This window comes from Stenotrophomonas pavanii (genome assembly GCF_900101175.1).
In the GTDB taxonomy this organism is placed as follows: Bacteria; Pseudomonadota; Gammaproteobacteria; order Xanthomonadales; family Xanthomonadaceae; genus Stenotrophomonas; species Stenotrophomonas pavanii.
The window spans coordinates 536,166-553,406 of record NZ_FNFQ01000002.1; the positions used below are offsets into that span (position 1 = coordinate 536,166).

At 67.4% G+C, this 17,241-nt stretch carries 18 protein-coding genes; 4 read left to right on the forward strand and 14 right to left on the reverse strand.

Features of this window, described 5'->3' with window-relative positions; genetic code table 11:
- Nucleotides 1–57: 57 nt before the first annotated feature.
- From BLS66_RS05865 to ppsR, 9 genes are all read right to left on the reverse strand, one after another.
- Nucleotides 58–432 carry a YfeK family protein gene (locus tag BLS66_RS05865; protein WP_370596843.1) on the reverse strand — a complete coding sequence of 125 codons (375 nt, stop codon included), beginning with the start codon at nucleotides 430–432 and terminating at the stop codon, nucleotides 58–60.
- 51 nt (nucleotides 433–483) lie between these two features.
- Nucleotides 484–1,551, reverse strand: a complete 1,068-nt coding sequence (gene phaC / locus BLS66_RS05870) for a class III poly(R)-hydroxyalkanoic acid synthase subunit PhaC (protein WP_074725385.1) — start codon at nucleotides 1,549–1,551, stop codon at nucleotides 484–486.
- Nucleotides 1,548–2,612 carry a class III poly(R)-hydroxyalkanoic acid synthase subunit PhaE gene (gene phaE / locus BLS66_RS05875; RefSeq protein ID WP_074725386.1) on the reverse strand — a complete coding sequence of 355 codons (1,065 nt, stop codon included), beginning with the start codon at nucleotides 2,610–2,612 and terminating at the stop codon, nucleotides 1,548–1,550. The genes phaC and phaE overlap by 4 nt, the downstream gene beginning before the upstream one ends.
- Before the next feature lie 22 nt (nucleotides 2,613–2,634).
- Nucleotides 2,635–3,249: a CDP-alcohol phosphatidyltransferase family protein gene (locus tag BLS66_RS05880; RefSeq protein ID WP_049466577.1), complete on the reverse strand. Its 615-nt coding sequence runs from the start codon at nucleotides 3,247–3,249 to the stop codon at nucleotides 2,635–2,637.
- A gap of 488 nt (nucleotides 3,250–3,737) precedes the next feature.
- The gene (locus BLS66_RS05885) at nucleotides 3,738–5,099 is read right to left on the reverse strand and encodes an MATE family efflux transporter (RefSeq protein WP_074725387.1); all 1,362 of its coding nucleotides are present in this window, start codon (nucleotides 5,097–5,099) and stop codon (nucleotides 3,738–3,740) included.
- A 117-nt stretch (nucleotides 5,100–5,216) separates the two neighbouring features.
- Entirely contained in the window at nucleotides 5,217–5,831 is a 615-nt protein-coding gene (locus tag BLS66_RS05890; protein ID WP_049466581.1) for a DUF2239 family protein, read from the reverse strand.
- A 125-nt stretch (nucleotides 5,832–5,956) separates the two neighbouring features.
- Entirely contained in the window at nucleotides 5,957–6,445 is a 489-nt protein-coding gene (locus BLS66_RS05895; RefSeq protein ID WP_049466582.1) for an NUDIX hydrolase, read from the reverse strand.
- Between the two features lie 42 nt (nucleotides 6,446–6,487).
- Complete coding sequence (locus tag BLS66_RS05900; protein ID WP_074725388.1) at nucleotides 6,488–6,997, reverse strand: DUF1249 domain-containing protein; 510 nt, start codon at nucleotides 6,995–6,997, stop codon at nucleotides 6,488–6,490.
- A gap of 230 nt (nucleotides 6,998–7,227) precedes the next feature.
- On the reverse strand, nucleotides 7,228–8,049 hold the full coding sequence (gene ppsR / locus BLS66_RS05905) for a posphoenolpyruvate synthetase regulatory kinase/phosphorylase PpsR (protein WP_049464808.1): 822 nt from the start codon (nucleotides 8,047–8,049) through the stop codon (nucleotides 7,228–7,230).
- Nucleotides 8,050–8,193: 144 nt separating this feature from the next.
- Between ppsR and ppsA the strand changes: the two genes are divergently transcribed.
- The gene (gene ppsA, locus BLS66_RS05910) at nucleotides 8,194–10,572 is read left to right on the forward strand and encodes a phosphoenolpyruvate synthase (protein WP_074725389.1); all 2,379 of its coding nucleotides are present in this window, start codon (nucleotides 8,194–8,196) and stop codon (nucleotides 10,570–10,572) included.
- 144 nt (nucleotides 10,573–10,716) lie between these two features.
- A complete protein-coding gene (locus BLS66_RS05915) occupies nucleotides 10,717–11,610 on the forward strand; it encodes a mechanosensitive ion channel family protein (protein WP_074725390.1) in 894 nt (297 codons plus the stop codon).
- 389 nt (nucleotides 11,611–11,999) lie between these two features.
- On the opposite strand, the gene BLS66_RS05920 is transcribed toward BLS66_RS05915, so the two are convergent.
- The 5 genes from BLS66_RS05920 to BLS66_RS05940 all read right to left on the reverse strand — a co-directional run bounded on the left by BLS66_RS05920 (nucleotide 12,000) and on the right by BLS66_RS05940 (nucleotide 15,876).
- Nucleotides 12,000–13,115 carry an alkene reductase gene (locus BLS66_RS05920; protein WP_074725437.1) on the reverse strand — a complete coding sequence of 372 codons (1,116 nt, stop codon included), beginning with the start codon at nucleotides 13,113–13,115 and terminating at the stop codon, nucleotides 12,000–12,002.
- A gap of 157 nt (nucleotides 13,116–13,272) precedes the next feature.
- A complete protein-coding gene (locus tag BLS66_RS05925; protein WP_074725391.1) occupies nucleotides 13,273–14,145 on the reverse strand; it encodes an EcsC family protein in 873 nt (290 codons plus the stop codon).
- A gap of 124 nt (nucleotides 14,146–14,269) precedes the next feature.
- Nucleotides 14,270–14,842 (reverse strand): oligoribonuclease, encoded by a 573-nt coding sequence (gene orn / locus BLS66_RS05930; protein WP_053462697.1) that lies wholly within the window; start codon nucleotides 14,840–14,842, stop codon nucleotides 14,270–14,272.
- A gap of 74 nt (nucleotides 14,843–14,916) precedes the next feature.
- A complete protein-coding gene (gene tadA / locus BLS66_RS05935) occupies nucleotides 14,917–15,441 on the reverse strand; it encodes a tRNA adenosine(34) deaminase TadA (RefSeq protein ID WP_057494658.1) in 525 nt (174 codons plus the stop codon).
- 75 nt (nucleotides 15,442–15,516) lie between these two features.
- Entirely contained in the window at nucleotides 15,517–15,876 is a 360-nt protein-coding gene (locus tag BLS66_RS05940) for a winged helix-turn-helix transcriptional regulator (RefSeq protein WP_057494659.1), read from the reverse strand.
- A 78-nt stretch (nucleotides 15,877–15,954) separates the two neighbouring features.
- Here BLS66_RS05940 and BLS66_RS05945 point away from each other — a divergent pair, with 78 nt between their 5' ends.
- On the forward strand, nucleotides 15,955–16,722 hold the full coding sequence (locus tag BLS66_RS05945) for an NAD(P)H-dependent oxidoreductase (protein WP_074725392.1): 768 nt from the start codon (nucleotides 15,955–15,957) through the stop codon (nucleotides 16,720–16,722).
- A gap of 68 nt (nucleotides 16,723–16,790) precedes the next feature.
- Nucleotides 16,791–17,228: an acetyltransferase gene (locus BLS66_RS05950; RefSeq protein WP_074725393.1), complete on the forward strand. Its 438-nt coding sequence runs from the start codon at nucleotides 16,791–16,793 to the stop codon at nucleotides 17,226–17,228.
- Nucleotides 17,229–17,241: the final 13 nt, after the last annotated feature.

The following is a 17,241-nucleotide window of genomic DNA, read 5'->3' on the forward strand; positions in this document are numbered from 1 at the left end:
CTCCTGGGCTACGGGGAAAGCAGTCGGGCATGGCTCGACTCTACACCGCCCCCCTGTCTACGGCGTGCGGTGGCGCAGCGCCTGCAGGCGCGCACCGAACCAGGCGGCAGCGGTCTGTTCAGGCTGCCCCGGGCACTGGATGCGATAGGCCTTGCCGCTCATGCTGCTCTGGCTGGCGGCGCGCTCGATGAACTGCTCGGCGCTGTCCACCATGTCCTTCTTCAGCAGGTAGTCGTACTTGCGCTGCAGGTGCGCGCGCGCATCGCTGCCGTCGTACCAGCGGCCATTGCGCTGGAACCGGCACTGGGAGCCGTCCAGGCTGGAGATCAGCTGGGCGATCTCCCGCCGCGCGTCTGCACCGGGTGCCGCCTGGGCGACCGGGGTGGCCAGCAGCAGCGCAGCCAGCAGCATTGAAATCCTGTGCGACATCATCATTCTCCCTGCCGTCGAGCATGGCTCGACGCTGCAAAAACGAAGCAGGCGCTACGCGTCGCGTGCCTTCAGCCACCCATCGATCGTAGCGGGGACTTCACGCTGCGCGCGACCGGACACGTAGATACCGATATGCCCGCCGCGGAAACTGGACTCGGTGTAGTCGTCCGTGCCCAAACGCCCACGCATCGCGCGCGAGGCGTCCGGCGGCACCAGATGGTCCTGCTCGGCGTAGATGTTCAGCACCGGCAGCGTCACCTGCGACAGATCCACCGCTTCCTCGCCGATCCGTACCGTGCCCTTCATCAGGCCGTTGGCCTGGTAGAACTGCTTGATGAAATCGCGGAACGCCTCGCCCGCCAGGTCCGGCGAATCGAAGATCCACTTCTCCATGCGCAGGAAGTCCTCCAGCGCCGCCTTGTCATCGAGGATGTCGAGCAGGCCGACGTACTTCTGCACGTTCAGGCGGAACGGCTTGAGCATCAGGTAGCTGGCGTTCATCAGGTCGGCCGGGATGTTGCCCAGCGTGTCGACCAGCAGGTCCACGTCCACCTGCCGCGCCCAGTGCGAAAGCATGTTGTCGGCGGTCTGGAAATCGACCGGGGTGACCATGGTGATCAGCTTGCCCAGCTTCCGCTGGCGCAACGCTGCGTAGCAGAGTGCGAACACGCCGCCCTGGCAGATGCCGAGCAGGTCGACCGGGCCACCACTGCGCGCACGCAGCGCATCAACCGCGCCGTCGATGTAGCGCAGCAGGTAGTCCTCCAGGGTCTGGAAGCGTTCGGAACGATCCGGGTAGCCCCAGTCCAGCACGTACACGTCCTGGCCCAGCGCCAGCAGCTTCTGGACCAGCGAACGGTCGGCCTGCAGGTCGACCATGTACGGCCGGTTGACCAGCGCGTAGACGATCAGCAGCGGCGTGCGCCGGGTCGGCGCCTGTTCGCCGACAAAGCGGTACAGCACCACCTTGCCGTCGCGCCAGACTTCCTCGCGCGCGGTCGCGCCATAGTCCACGTCTTCCACCTGCGGCAGCAGCTTCAGCCCTTCCATCAGCTTGCGCTGCATGGCCAGGGTTTCCTGCAGCAGATCATCGGCATTGAAGCCCAGTGGTCCCTTCATCGGTCACGCGCCCGTGCGGAAGTGCGAGGCGCGGCCTTCTTTGCAGACGTCTTTTCTGCAGCCGCCTTCTTCGCCGGTGCCGCCTTCTTCGCGGCCTTGCGTGCGACCGGCTTCACCTTCGCTGGCGCCGGCTGTGCCACGGGATCCACTTCGGCGGTCCCGGCCAGCACCGCCACCTGCGCCTGCAGGCGACGCAGGCTGCGCTCCAGCTCGGCGATGCGGCGGTGGGCGGCGTCCATCTCGCTGCGGGTCGGCAGGCCGATGCGCTCGCTCATCTGTTCCACCTCGCGCTGCAGCCCGGCGCGCAGGCGCATCTGCGCGTTGCCCAGCGAGGCGTACACCTGCTGGAACGGTTCGGACATGGCGACCTTGGCGTAGGCCTCCTCGGCCGCATCGATCCACAGGTCGAACATCGCACGCGCACTGGTCAGCTGGCTGCCCGGCTGTTCGTGCTGGGCCAGGCGCTGCTCGAACAGCGCGAAGGCCTCGTCCAGCGCCTGCTTGATCTGATCGACGTAGGCCCGCGAATGCTGCTGGTATTCCTCCTGCGCCCGCAGCAGGGCCTGCCAGCGTGCCTGGTGCTCGCGACCGGGGCCGAACGCCGGGCTCTGCAGCCACGGACCGGCCTGCAGCTGGAACTGCTGCAGCCATGCGGCGAATTCGGGCACGGCGGCGCCGGCATGGGTGCTGCCACGGGCACCCTGCAGCATCCACTGCAGCATGCCGTCGCCCTGCGCCTGCACCGCCTCGCGCCAGGCCTGGGCCACTTCAGCGCTGCTGGCGTCGCGGCCTGCGAAACGTGCGGCGACGTCCTGCATGGTGCCGTACCAGTTGCCCGCCTGTTCGCGGAAGCGCCGCACGGCATCTTCCGGTGCGCCCTGCGCCTGCTCGGGCAACAGCTGGCCCCACCAGTCGAACAACCGCTGCCAACTGCCGGGATCGTCACCGGCGGGTGCGCCGGGAGTGCTCGCATGGCGCAGGGCGTCGCCCCAGGCGCCGAAGTACTGCCGGGCCAGGGTTTCGAAATCGCTGCTGCCGGCGTCGTGGGCCGAGCTGGTCATCGCAGGCCTCCGCTGGGCTGGCTCATGGCTTGGGGATGCGCAGGGTCTTGCTGATCATCAGCGACCCGGACAGAGCGAACAACAGCACCATCGGATGCAGCTGCCAAGGGCCGATCTGCCACTGGCCGAACCAGATGTGGTCGCCGATTGCATCGGTGCCGGCAGCGATGGCCAGCACGATCACCAGCACCAGGCTGGTCGGGATCGGGGTGCCCTCGAAGTACGTGACCTTGCCCTCGTCGCCGCTCAACGCCTCGGCGGTGACGTTGTAGCGCGCCAGGCGGCTGACGCCGCAGCAGACGAAGTAGCTCAGCACCAGCCAGTCCCAGCCGCCCTGCATGCCGCAGGCATAGGCCAGCGCCGCCGGCGCCACGCCGAAGGAGATCACGTCGGACAGCGAGTCCAGCTCACGCCCCAGGGTCGAGCTGGACTTGCGCCAGCGCGCGATGCGGCCGTCGAGGGCGTCGAAGATGAAGGCCAACGGGATCAGCGCCATGCCGAAAAGCAGGTAGCCACGCTCGCCGTCCTGCAGGAAGCGCATGGCGGCAAACACCGCACCGGTGCCGCAGAAAGCATTGGCCAGGGTGAACCAGTCGGCCAGCTGGAATTCGCGCAGCATCGAGAAGTGACGTTTCATGGGGTCTCACGGAGCATCAAGGCCCACAGGTTACCGCGAGCGCCGCCGCTGGCGACAGCGCTGACGGGGCCCACCCTTCACCGCCCCCTCACCCGCCCTCACCGGCGGTGAATTTTTCGCCACCCATCTTGACAGCCTAGGGGGGTGGCGCCTGTCGCGGCTTATCCACAAAGTTGCCCACGCGTAATCCACACCCCCTGTGGACAACCGGATCTCACCGACTGCGACCGTGGACATTTCCTCATCACCCCACAGCGGGGTTTCCCTACTTCCCAAGCCGCGAGGTCGGCGCTATGGTCACCGGCGGGCCCGCCGCCACGTCCGATTCCTGGTGACCGGCGATGATGATGCCGGATGCTTCCACCTGCTGCTGGCGCAGCGGCCCTGAAGTGGTAGAGCCGGCCGCTGGCCGGCTGCCCCTGCCCTGACGTGGTAGAGCCGGCCGCTGGCCGGCTGCCCCTGCCCTTCCGGAATGCCGGCCGCCGGCACTACCCAGCGTGCACCCGCCGCCACCGGGCGAAACACATCACCTGCATCACCAGCATCGCCGCCAATCCGAGCGGCCACGCCCACCACAGGCCCGCCAGGCCGTGCCGCGCCTGCAGCCACATCGCCAGCGGCAGCTCCACCAGCACGACCGCCGTCATGCCCAGCAACGCTGGCCGCCATACCGTGCCGCTGCCGCGCATTACTCCCACCAGCACGGCGCTGACTCCCATCGCCAGTACGCCCCACACCACAGTGCGCAGCTGCGACGCAGCCAGCTCGCGCACTTCGGTCGCCGCCAGGATCAGCCCGGTCAGCCCGGGCGCCAGCACCACAACCAGCACCACCACCATGCCCAGCGTCGCCAGTCCAAGCAGCACCCCGGCGCGGGCGATGGCCGGCAGCCGTGCCGTCCGCCCAGCACCCACCGCATGCGCCGCGAGAATGGTGGCGGTGATCCCCAGCGACATCGCCGGCAGCTGCACCCAGCTCATCAGCTGGTTGACCACACCGTAGGCGGCCGTAGCGGTGTAGCCGTAGCGGTTGATCCAGGCCAGCAACACGATTTCGGCGATGGCCAGGCTGAGCATCTGCAGCGAAGACGGTAGGCCGATGCGCAGCATCGAACGGATGAGTACGCCATCGAAACGAATCGCACGCAGCAGCTCACGGCCCGGTGCCAGCGGATGCCCTATCCGGCGCCAGCGCCACAGCAGCCAGCCCAGGGCCAGCAGGGAGGCCAACGCCGCCGATACGGCCGCACTGGCTGCGCCCTGCCGTGGCAGGCCGGCCCATCCCAGAATCAGCAGCGGCGTGCACAGCAGGCCGATCAGGGTGGCCAACAGCAGCGCCTGCAGGGGCGTCTTCGCATCGCCCACCGCGCGACTCACGGCGGTGGCCAGCCACAGCAGGAAGAACGCAGGTGCAGCCAGCAGCAGCACGCGCGCGTAGACGATGGACTCGCCGAGGATCGGTGCCGGTGTGCCCAGCGCGGTCAGCAGGCGTGGCGCAACACCGCCGCCCACAGCCATCACCAGCACCGACAGCAGCAGGATCAGCGCCACCGCGCTGCCGGCCACCGCCCGCGCCTGTTGCGGCCGGTGCGCGCCCCAGGCCTGGCCGATCAGCACCATCGCGCCGGTCGCCAGGCCCATCACCAGGGCCAGCAGCAGGAAGAAGACCGGGAAGAATGCTGCCGCGGCGGCCACCGCCTGCGTCCCGAGCAGATGACCGAGGTAGATGTTGTCCAGCGTGCCTGCGGCCAGCTGCAGCGCGTTGGTCAGCAGCATCGGCAGCAGCAGGGCCAGGTAGGTGCGCCACAGAGGCGGCGCGGCCGGGGGCGTGGGATGTACAGGGGCGTTCATGGGGTTCTCTGGGCAAGGCGCTGCCCTGCCCGGCGTTTCCGCCAGCAAAGCAAGCACAGGGGAGCGGGCCGTGGCCCGCGATCAGGTGGCGCCGCCGCGCGACGACGGCGCGATGGTTCAGCCGTCGGCGCTGTCGAACGCCAGGCGCAGGGCGTGGTCGCGCACATCCCTGGGCCAGGAATGCAGCACCGCTTCCAGGCCCGCGCGGTCATGCGCGAACAGCATGCGGATGGCCTCCTCGAAGCCCGGCAGGTCACCGGCGATGGTCTGCAGGAAGTGATAGGCGCGCTCGGCATCGCGACGCCGGCGGTCCTTGTCCGCACCGGCGCGGCTGGCCGCCTCCACCAGTTTCCGCAGTGCCACCGAGGCGCCGCCCGGCTGCTCTGCCAGCCATGCCCAGTGGCGCGGCAGCAACGTCACTTCGCGCGCTACCACGCCCAGCTTCGGGCGGCCACGGCCACGCGGGGCCGCGGGTGCGTCTTCGGCAATGACCTCGGCATCCGTCTCCACGGCGGGAAACGCTGCACTTACCCGCGACAGCAGTTCTGCATCACTGCCGCGCGTATCGAAATCACGGGTATGGCCGGTGGCGTTGTCGAACACCAGCAACGGCCCGGCCGCGTTGCTGGCGCGCAGCTGCTTGAGGGCAAGCGCAGCCACTTCCGGGGTGCCGGAAGCGACCAGGCGATGGCCGTCGAAACAACTGAAAGGAGGAAGACGGGACGCAGGCATGGCAAGGGCATCAGAGGCGATGCACAAATATTGCCCGGGTAATTTGTCGACGTCAATATTGCCCGGGCATTAATTATCCGGAAAAGCGTGCCAGCCTCGGGTGGGCACCTCCCCGATTCGCCGGGTCACAGCCGACTGTAGGACCAACTGACCATGCGGCCGTCCTTGTACGGCATCACGCCGTGGAACGGGCGCGGGTCGGTGTCGAACACCAGCGGCAGGAAGTTGCGGTCGCCCTCCCACATCGGCAGCGTGTCCAGCTTGTCCAGGTCCACCCATTCCAGCGTGCCTTCATGGTTGCCGCCGTGCGGGGTGCCTTCGAAGGTGTCGATGACGAACACGAAGCCCAGCCAGTCTTCACCATGCTTGCCGAAACCCGGCCAGCTGAGGGTGCCGCGCAGGCGCATGCCGGTGCAGTCGATGCCGGCTTCCTCGGCGATCTCGCGACGCATGCTGGCGGCCACGTCCTCGTCCGCTTCGATCTTGCCGCCCAGCCCGTTGTACTTGCCCAGATGGTGGTCACCCGGACGGGTGTTGCGGTGGATCATCAGCACCTGGCGACGATCAGGCGACAGCACGTAGCCCAGGGTGGCGACGATCGGGGTGTACGGCATGGGGCGGCATCCAGCGGCAGGTCAGCCTTGGATTATGGCCGATCAGCGCACCAGCGACAGGCGGCGCTCGGCAGGCGCACCGGCGCCATCGGGGTCACGGCGCAGCGTGGCGACGCCGTGGCCGCGCTCGGCCAGGTATTCCAGCCACTTGCCGAGGAAGGTGTTCATCCGCATGCGATGGCTGATCAACTCCGCCGGTGGCGGATACAGGCCCATGGTGTCCTGCCAGCGACGGCCGACGTAGCAATGGGTGGTCTCGGCCTGGCGCGCATCACGGTACAGGCGGACGTAGGCCGACGGGTCCGGCTCACCGGTGACCGGGTCGGCCAGGTCGTAGGTCAGGCGCAGTTCCACCGTGTAGCGGTGGCATTCGATCACGTCCAGGCGCACATCCAGGCCGTCACCGATCGAGGAGATGTAGCTGCCCGCCACCAGTCCCGCCGGCTCGAACAGGCGTACCAGATGACGGTAGTTTTCCGCGTACAGGCCCATGAGCCAGCTCAGCCGGCTCAGGCGGGGAATGCGTTCGGTACGGGGCAAGGCTTGGGCCATGGGTCGATCCTACACGTTGGTGCTACAACGTGGGGGCGCCTCAACCCACAGCCAACCCGTCGGTCGCTTTCATCGCGGTAGTGCCGGCCGCTGGCCGGCAGCCCCCCAGCGCGGGAGTCGCTGCCACCTCGGTAGTGCCGGTCGCTGGCCGGCAGCCTCGCAGCGCGGGAGTCGCTGCCACCGCGGTAGTGCCGGCCGCTGGCCGGCAGCCCCGCAGCGCGGGGAAACGATCAATACAGCTCGCGCTGCAGCCCCAGCGTGGCCAGCACCTTGCTGGAAATCTCCTCGATCGAGGTATGGGTGGTGCTCAGGGTCGGGATCCGCTCCATCTGGAACATGGTCTCGGCCGCAGCCACCTCGCGCTTGCAGGTTTCCAGGTTGGCGTAGCGCGAGTTCGGACGGCGCTCCTGGCGGATCTGCTGCAGACGGTCCGGGTCGATGGTCAGGCCGAACAGCTTGCGCCGGTAGTTGCGCAGGCGAGGCGGCAGGCGGTCGCTTTCCAGGTCCTCGTCGGTCAGCGGGTAGTTGGCTGCGCGAACCCCGTAGTGCAGGGCCAGGTAGATGCAGGTCGGCGTCTTGCCGGCGCGCGACACCGCCACCAGGATCACGTCTGCATCGTCGTAGTTCACCGCAATGCCATCGTCATGGGTCAGGGCGAAGTTCATCGCGTTGATGCGGCGATGGTAGGTATCGAAATCGACCATGCCATGGGCCTGGCCGACCCGGGCCAGGCGCGGGCTGGCCAGTTCGCGCTCCAGCGGCTCGATGAACGGCGCGAACACATCCAGCATCAGGGCACCGCTGTCAGCCAGGATCAGGCTCAGGCTCTGGTCCACGCAGGAGTTCACCACGATCGGCCGGACCTGGTAGCGCTCCCCCGCCGCCTGGATCCGGGCACAGGCTTCACGCGCCTTTTCAGGGTCGTCGACAAATGACATCCGGTCGGTAATGAAGCTGAACCCGGAGAACTGGGTCAGCAGGCTATGCCCAATGGTTTCAGCGGTGATACCGGTTCCATCGGAAACGTAGAACACCGGACGGATGGTCGACATGCGCGCTTTTACCCCCTACGAAGCTTAAAAAGGCCGCCAGCACAAGCTTGTGCCGACGGTGCTCTGCCCGGCATCATATCGGCTTCTTCCTACGGACGCGGCCACTCAGCCCGCCTCGGGCGATGGCCAAACGGAGCATCGCGCTTGAACGAGAACATCCTGTGGTTGCACGAACTGCGTCTGGCCGATCTGGCCCGCGTAGGCGGCAAGAATTCGTCCCTGGGCGAGATGATCGGCAACCTGGCCGGTCTGGGCGTTTCGGTGCCGGGCGGTTATGCCACCACCGCTGAAGCCTTCAAGGACTTCATCGCGCACAACGACCTGTCCAAGCGCATCTTCGACAAGCTGGCCACGCTGGACGTCGAGGACGTCACTGCGCTGACCGCCGCCGGCAAGGAAATCCGCAGCTGGGTGATCGATGCACCGCTGCAGCCGCAGCTGGACCAGGACATCCGCACCGCCTACGCCAAGCTGAGCGCCGACAACGGCGGCGGCGACGTGGCCGTGGCCGTGCGTTCGTCGGCCACCGCCGAGGATCTGCCGGATGCCTCCTTCGCCGGCCAGCAGGAAACCTTCCTCAACGTCACCGGTGCCGACGACGTCGTGCACAAGGTCAAGGAAGTGTTCGCCTCGCTGTACAACGACCGTGCCATCGCCTACCGCGTGCACCACGGCTTCAAGCATGAGGACGTGTTCCTGTCCGCCGGCGTGCAGCTGATGGTGCGCTCGGGGGTCGGCTCCTCCGGCGTGCTGTTCACCCTGGATACCGAGTCCGGCTTCCGCGACGTGGTGTTCGTCACCTCCTCGTTCGGCCTGGGCGAAATGGTCGTGCAGGGCGCGGTCAACCCGGACGAATACTACGTCTACAAGCCCACCCTGCAGGCCGGCAAGCCGGCGATCCTGCGCCGCTCGCTCGGCAGCAAGGCGATCCGCATGGTGTATTCGGATGTTCCGGGTGAGCGCGTCAGGATCGAAGATACCCCGGCCGAACTGCGCAACACCTTCTCGATCAGCGACGAGGACGTGCAGGAACTGGCCAAGCAGGCGCTGGTGATCGAAAAGCACTACGGCCGCCCGATGGACATCGAGTGGGCCAAGGACGGTGTCAGCGGCAAGCTGTTCATCGTGCAGGCGCGCCCGGAAACGGTGAAGTCGCGCAGCCACGCCACCCAGATCGAGCGCTTCGCGCTGACCGAAAAGGGCGGCAACGTGCTGGCCGAGGGCCGCGCCGTCGGTGCCAAGATCGGTTCGGGCGTGGCCCGCGTGGTGAAGACGCTGGACGACATGAACCGCGTGCAGCCGGGCGACGTACTGATCGCCGACATGACCGATCCGGACTGGGAACCGGTGATGAAGCGCGCTTCGGCCATCGTCACCAACCGTGGTGGCCGCACCTGCCACGCCGCGATCATCGCGCGCGAGCTGGGCGTGCCGGCCGTGGTCGGCTCGGGCAACGCCACCAAGGTCGTCGAAGATGGCCAGCTGGTCACCGTCAGCTGCGCTGAAGGTGATACCGGCTTCATCTACGAAGGCAAGCTGAGCTTCGAGCGCACCACCACCGATCTGGGCAACATGCCGCCGGCACCGCTAAAGATCATGATGAACGTGGCCAACCCGGAACGTGCCTTCGACTTCGGCCAGCTGCCGAACGCCGGCATCGGCCTGGCCCGCCTGGAAATGATCATCGCCAGCCACATCGGCATCCACCCGAACGCGCTGCTGGAATACGACCGCCAGGACGCGGCAACGAAGAAGAAGATCGACGAGAAGATCGCCGGCTACGGTGACCCGGTCAGCTTCTACGTCGACCGCCTGGCCGAAGGCATCGCCACCCTCACCGCGTCGGTTGCACCGAACCCAGTGATCGTGCGCCTGTCGGACTTCAAGTCCAACGAGTACGCCAACCTGATCGGCGGCAGCAACTACGAGCCGCACGAAGAGAACCCGATGATCGGCTTCCGCGGCGCCAGCCGTTACGTCGACCCGAGCTTCTCGGCCGCCTTTGCGCTGGAGTGCAAGGCCGTGCTGCGCGTGCGCAACGAAATGGGCCTGGACAACCTGTGGGTCATGATTCCGTTCGTGCGCACCCTGGAAGAAGGCCGCAAGGTCGTCGAGGTGCTGGAGCAGAACGGCCTGAAGCAGGGCGAGAACGGCCTGAAGATCATCATGATGTGCGAAGTGCCGTCCAATGCACTGCTCGCCGATGAGTTCCTGGAGATCTTCGACGGCTTCTCGATCGGCTCCAACGACCTGACCCAGCTGAGCCTGGGCCTGGACCGCGACTCGTCGATCGTCGCGCACCTGTTCGACGAACGGAACCCGGCAGTGAAGAAGCTGCTGTCGATGGCGATCAAGGCTGCACGCGCCAAGGGCAAGTACGTCGGCATCTGCGGCCAGGGCCCGTCCGATCACCCGGATCTGGCCGAATGGCTGATGCAGGAAGGCATCGAGTCGGTGTCGCTGAACCCGGACACCGTGGTCGACACCTGGCTGCGCCTGGCCAAGCTGAAGGCCAACGGCTGATGCTGTGAGAGGCTGACGTCGCTTTCATCGACGTCCGCCCATACTGCTGCTGCACGCAAGCCCCGCCTTTGCGGGGCTTGCTGTTTCTGGCGTCACGCACGCCCTGCCCCACGCAGACATCGCTACGCAGCAAAGGACTTCCGCATGATCGCCGCCGCACCACCCGCCCCCGCCGCAACGCCCTGGTTCCACTCGCTCGACTGGGAGCGGCTGCTGGAAACCTACGGCGTGCCGTTGCTGGCCGCCATCGTAGTGCTGCTGGTGGGCCTGTGGGTGGCACGTCGCCTGTCCAATGCCATGCCGCGCGCCACCGCGCGCATGGGCGTGGACCCGATGCTGGGCAGCTTCCTGCGCAACGTGGTCTATGCCACCTCACTCGTGATCGTGGCGCTGCTGGCCATCGACACGCTCGGCGTGAAAATCACCCCGCTGCTGGCCGTGCTCGGCACGGCCGGTCTGGCGGTAGGCCTGGCATTGAAGGATTCGCTGTCCAACATCGCCTCGGGCGTGATGCTGGTGACGCTGCGACCGTTCCGCGTGGGCGATGTGGTGACCGTGGCCGGGCAGACCGGCACGGTGCGCGAAGTGCGCATCTTCCAGACCGTGCTCACCGGTGCCGACAACCAGCACACCACCATTCCGAACACGCTGATCACTGCCGCACCGATCATCAACCTCACCGCCGAACCGACGCGCCGCGTCGAGCTGGTGATCGGCATCGGCTATGAGGACAACATCCAGCTGGCACGCGATACCGCGCTGGCGTTGATGAAGGCCGACCCGCGCGTGCTGCAGACCCCCGCACCGGACGTGGTGGTCTACGAGCTGGGCGCGCACGCCATCAACCTCGGCATCCGCTGCTACGTGAAATCGGCCGACTGGTTTGGTACCAAGGTCACGCTGCTGGAGCAGCTGAAGCTGGGCTATGACAAGGCCGGCATCAACATCCCCTACCCGCAGCAGGACATGCATCTGTACCTGCACGGCAAGGATGGCGGCGTGGTTGAGGCCGACGCGTTGGTGCGCGACAAGCCGTGATCCGGCAGTGGAATGCCGGCCAGCGGCCGGTACTACCCCCTCGCCGCCTGACTGAAATGCCGGCCAGCGGCCGGCACTACCCCTCGCCGCCTGACTGAAATGCCGGCCAGCGGCCGGCACTACCCCCTCGCCGCCTGACTGAAATGCCGGCCAGCGGCCGGCACTACCCCCTCGCCGCCTGACTGGAATGCCGGCCAGCGGCCGGCACTACCCCCTCGCCGCCTGACTGAAATGCCGGCCAGCGGCCGGCACTATCCCCTCGCCGCCTGACTGAAATGCCTGCCAGCGGCCGGCACTACCCCCTCGCCACCTGACTGAAATGCCGGCCAGCGGCCGGCACTACCCCTCGCCCACTGGTAGTGCCGGCCGCTGGCCGGCAGCGCCCAGGATCAGGCCGCGACGCTCTCTTCCAGCGTCGGGTAATCGGTGAAGCCGACCGCGCCACCGCCAAAGAACGTCGCGCGATCCGGCGGATTCAGCGCCGCACCGGTACGCAGTCGCTCCGGCAGATCCGGGTTGGCGATGAACGGACGGCCGAAGCCGATCAGGTCAGCCCAGCCTTCCGCCAGTGCCTGCTCGGCGCGCTCGGCGGTGTACTTGCCGGCGTAGATCAGCGTACCCGGGTAGACCATGCGCAGCGCCTGCTTGAACGCCACCGGCATCAACGGTGCATCGTCCCAATCCGCTTCGGCAACGTGCAGGTAACCCACGCCCAGCTCACCCAGCAGATGCGCGGCCGCCAGATAGGTCGCCTGCGGCGTATCGTCCACCGCGCCCTGCAGCGTGGTCAGCGGCGCCAGGCGCACGCCGACGCGGTCACCGCCGGCCACCGCGACCACCGCCTGCACGACCTCGCGCAGGAACCGCAGCCGGTTCTGCAACGCGCCGCCATAGCCGTCAGTGCGCTGGTTGGCCTGCGAGTCGATGAACTGGTTGATCAGGTAGCCATTGGCACCGTGCAACTCCACGCCATCGAAGCCTGCGTCCAGCGCATTGCGCGCGGCCTGCGCGAAATCGGCGACGACGCCCGGAATCTCATCTTCGCGCAGCTCACGCGGCATCGAATGCTGGATCATTTCGCCCACCCCGGCTTCGGGACCTGCCCCGGTCGGGTCGACGAATACCTTCACGCCTTCCGCCAACAACGCCGACGACGACACCGGCGCGGCGCCACCCGGCTGCAGCGCCACGTGCGAGACCCGGCCGACATGCCACAGCTGGGCGTAGATGCGGCCACCGGCGGCGTGCACGGCGTCAGTCACCTGGCGCCAACCCTGCACCTGTTCCGGGCTGTGGATGCCCGGGGTCCAGGCGTAGCCCTGGCCCTGCGCGCTGATCTGGGTACCCTCGCTGACAATGAGGCCGGCGCCGGCACGCTGCGCGTAGTACGTGGCCATTTCGGCAGTGGGCACGTTGCCGGCCGACGAGCGCGAGCGGGTCATCGGCGGCATCACAATGCGGTTGGGCAACGTCAGCGCGCCCAGGCGGTGGGGAGTGAACAGCATGGCGGCAATCTCTTGCAGGGGACTGCCGGCAAGGATGGGGATGGCGGCGGCCACGCAACAGGCACGCACTGGCAAAACAGTTGTTCCCTCAAGGCAAGGATGGCCGGCCGGGGCTCAGAGCCCCTTCCTGCGGAACGGGCTCCGACCCCGAAGCCGGTTATAGCGTGGGTTCGATCAGCACGCCGCCATGCGCCACGCGGTCATAGCAGGTGCGTACCACGTCCTCACCATACTTGCGCTCCAGCCGGCGCACGATGAAGTGGCCGCGCGCCATGTCCTGGTAGTAGTCAGTGAACATGGTGTTCAGTGTTGCGCCGGCAGCGGCACCGACGATCGGCACCGCCTGCGCGGCGAACTTCTCGGTAACGACCACGCCAAAGCGCGCCGCCACCTTCTCCACCAGCTTCGCCAGCAGCTTGCCGGCTTCCTTCGGCGCCACGCCCAAGGTCAGGTCGCGGCCGGTCACCACCCGCCCGGCCAGCTCGGCCGAGAGATGGCGCATCACATCGGTCGTGAAGCCGCGGGCCAGGTAATAGCCCGTCTCGCTGGCGTCATCACGCGGCGAGTTGCCGCCCAGCGCGAATACCTCAAGGCACGCCTGGCGGGTGCTGAACTCGGACAGGTCAAAGCCCTCGCTGCGGGCCACGTCGGCCACCGCCCGCATCATGATCGTGGTCGATACCGGCAGTTCGATGAAAAGTGCCGCGAAGCCAAAGGCGCCTCCGACCGCGCCTGACGTCGCCGCCGCCACCTTGTGCCAGCGCGTGGATGCGCCCTTGCCAGGGGTGTTGTCCATGCTCCACAGGGCCGCCTGCGCGGACTTGGACAGCGCCGCCTGCACCGCACCGTGGATGCGGCCCGAGACCGCCTTGGGCAGCGCCTTCACCGCGAACTCCAGTGGCATGCCGACCAGGTTCGCCATGCGCGCGGTCAGGGTCGGCGCTTCCAGCAGCGCCACCGCCCGCTGCAGGTCGGACCAGTCGCGGGCGTCGTGGGCAATGTCGCGGGGAAGCAGGATCGGCTCGTTCATGGCGCCGATCTTAGCGCCCGGTAGTTGAACGGTTCGTCGCGGGTCACGCCAGAAGGGGCGGATCCGGTGCCTTGCCGGCCAGCGGCCGGCAACTACCCCTTGGCGTGTCACCCGGTGGCGTCGTTCAGGCAGCCGGCAACCCCGACAGCGCGCCCATGAACTGGCGGTAGTGGCGCAGTTCGGCGATCGAGTCGTGCACGTCGCTCAGCGCGGTGTGGTTGCTGTTCTTGCCGACGCCGGCAGCCACGCTCGGCGCCCAGCGCTTGGCCAGTTCCTTCACCGTGGACACGTCCAGGTTGCGGTAGTGGAAGTACTTCTCCAGCCTCGGCATCTGGCGGTGCAGGAAGCGGCGATCCTGGCAGATCGAGTTGCCGCACATCGGCGAAAGGCCTGCCGGGATCCACTGCGCCAGGAAGTTCACCGTCTGCGCTTCGGCCTGGCCCAGCGTGGTGGTGCTGTCCAGCACGCGCTGCCACAGGCCGGAACGGCGGTGCTGATTGCGGTTCCACTCGTCCATCGCTTCCAGCGTTTCCAGCGGGTGGTGGATGGCGAATTCCGGACCCTCGGCCAGCACGTTGAGCTGCGCGTCGGTGACCACGGTGGCGATCTCGATGATCGAATCGTTATCGGTATCCAACCCGGTCATTTCCAGGTCGATCCAGATCAGCCGCTCGTTGGCCGCGCCGTTGTCCGCCATGTGTCGCCTCGTTGCTGGGCAGGCGCACGGCCTACCGGTGAAGGAAAGGGGCACCCATCATACCCTGTCGCTCCTCAGCGCTCGCCGGCGTGGTCTTCCAGCAACAGCGGCGGCTTGCCGCGCTTGGCGCGGAAATAATTGGTCAGGCGCGTGCTCGCCTCCTTGGCCAGCACCCCGCCGTGGATTTCCACCCGGTGGTTGTGGCGCGCATCGCCCAGCAGGTCGAACACGCTGCCGCAGGCACCGGTCTTGGGGTCGCTGGCGCCGTAGACCAGGCGGGCAACGCGTGCATGCACGATCGCCATCGCGCACATCGCGCAGGGTTCCAGGGTCACGTACAGAGTGCTGCCCAGCAGCCGATGGTTGGCCAGCCGCGTGCCACCGGCCCGCATCGCCACGATCTCGGCATGCGCGCTGGGATCGTGCGAGGCGATGTTGAGGTTCCAGCCCTCGCCCAGCAGCTGGCCATCGGCGCCCACCAGTACCGCACCGACCGGAATCTCATCGAACTCGCGTTGCGCGCGCTCGGCCAGGGCCAGCGCGTGGCGCATCCAGCGTTCATCGGCGTCGTGCACCGGTACACCCAGGGCATCGGTCATGGCGGTTCTCGCGTGTCTGCAGGGCCAGGATGGCCGCTGGGGCCGCATTGTACGCCCGCGGCCGTGCAGGCGCCGCTAGCGTGCGTCGAAGCGCTCGCGGGCGGCGTCCAGTGCCGGGAAGTTGTGCTCGGCCCAACGGTCCAGAGCGGACAGCGTGTCAACCAGGCCACGCGCGACTTCGGTCAGCCGGTACTCCACATGCAGTGGCTTTTTGCCCAGCTCACACCGCTCGACCAGGCCATTGCGCTCCAGCTGCCGCAGGGTCTGGGTCAACACCTTCTGCGAGATGCCTTCGATCTTCCGCAGCAGCGCGCCATTGCGCAGCGGCCCCTGCGACAGTGCCGGCAACAGCAGCATCACCCACTTGCCGGAGATCAGCGCCAGCGCATCACGTGCCGAACAATCGGCGGCATAGACATCGCCCGGACAGGCCATGGTTACCTCAAGGTGCGTAATTGCCGGGGCACTCCGGCATCGCGAGGATGGTCGCACACTCCACCAACACCTCGCCCCATGCGCGCCCTGATCCTGCTTGCCCATCCCGAACCCCGCTCGTTCAACGCCTACCTGGCCGCGCAGGCCGCCGAACAGCTGCGCCATGACGCCCTGCAGGTGGACGTGGTCGACCTGTATGCGGAAGGCTTCGATCCGCTGGAAGCGACCCATCATCATGCAAGGCGCCTGCAGCCCGACCGCTTCGATGCCCAGCGCGAACAGCGTCATGGCGCCGAACAGGGCCGGCTACCCGCCGATGTGCAGCGCCATCTGCAGTTGCTGCGCGCTGCCGATCGGGTGATCCTGCAGTTCCCGCTGTGGTGGTTTTCGGCACCGGCAATCCTCAAGGGCTGGCTGGACCGCGTACTGGTCTACGGGCCGATGTACAACAGCCGCCTGCGCCACGAAGACGGCGCGATGCGCGGCAAGCGTGCCCTGCTCAGCGTCACCACCGGCGCTTCGGCGCGGGCCTGCGCGGTGGATGGCCGTGAGGGTGATACCCGCCTGTTGCTGTGGCCGTTGATGTACAGCCTGCGCTACGTCGGCTTCGATGTGATGGAACCGCATGTGGTGCACGGCGTGCGTTCCGGGCTGGCACCGGAGCGCGCGCAGGCACACGACGAGGCACTGGCTGCAGCAACGCACTACTACCGCGAACGCCTGGCGCACTGGACGCAGTGGCCCACCGTGCCCTTCAACGACAGCGCGGAATTCGAGGACGGCGTGGTGCTGCGCGCGGAGGCCACCACCTACAGCTCCTTCATCCGCCATCGCAACGCCGGATGAATCCAGGTCTGCACGCTGGATCGGGACGCGCGATACTACGTGCCCATTGAAAGCACCTTGGTGAACCCATGACCACCCTTCGCGCCTCGCGCGCCGACGACGGCGCCGCCCTCGTCGACCTCTGGCGCCGCGCCGTCGACGCCACCCACGACTTCCTCAGCGCAGAAGACCGCCAGGCCATCGACGCCGAAGTCGCCGGTTTCCTGCCGCTGGCGCCGATGACCGTGGCCGTCGACGCTCAGGACCGCCCCCTTGGCTTCATGCTGATCGATGGTACGCACATGGAAGCGCTGTTCATCGATCCTGACGTGCGCGGTACCGGTATCGGCCGGCGACTGCTGCAGCATGCGCTGGCCCTGCATCCGCAGCTCAGTACCGACGTCAACGAACAGAACGCGCAGGCCGTCGGCTTCTACCAGCGCATGGGCTTCGTCGAAACCGGACGTTCACCGCTGGATTCGCAGGGCCGCCCGTATCCACTGATCCATCTCCGGTACGACGGCTGAGATCAGCCCCGGC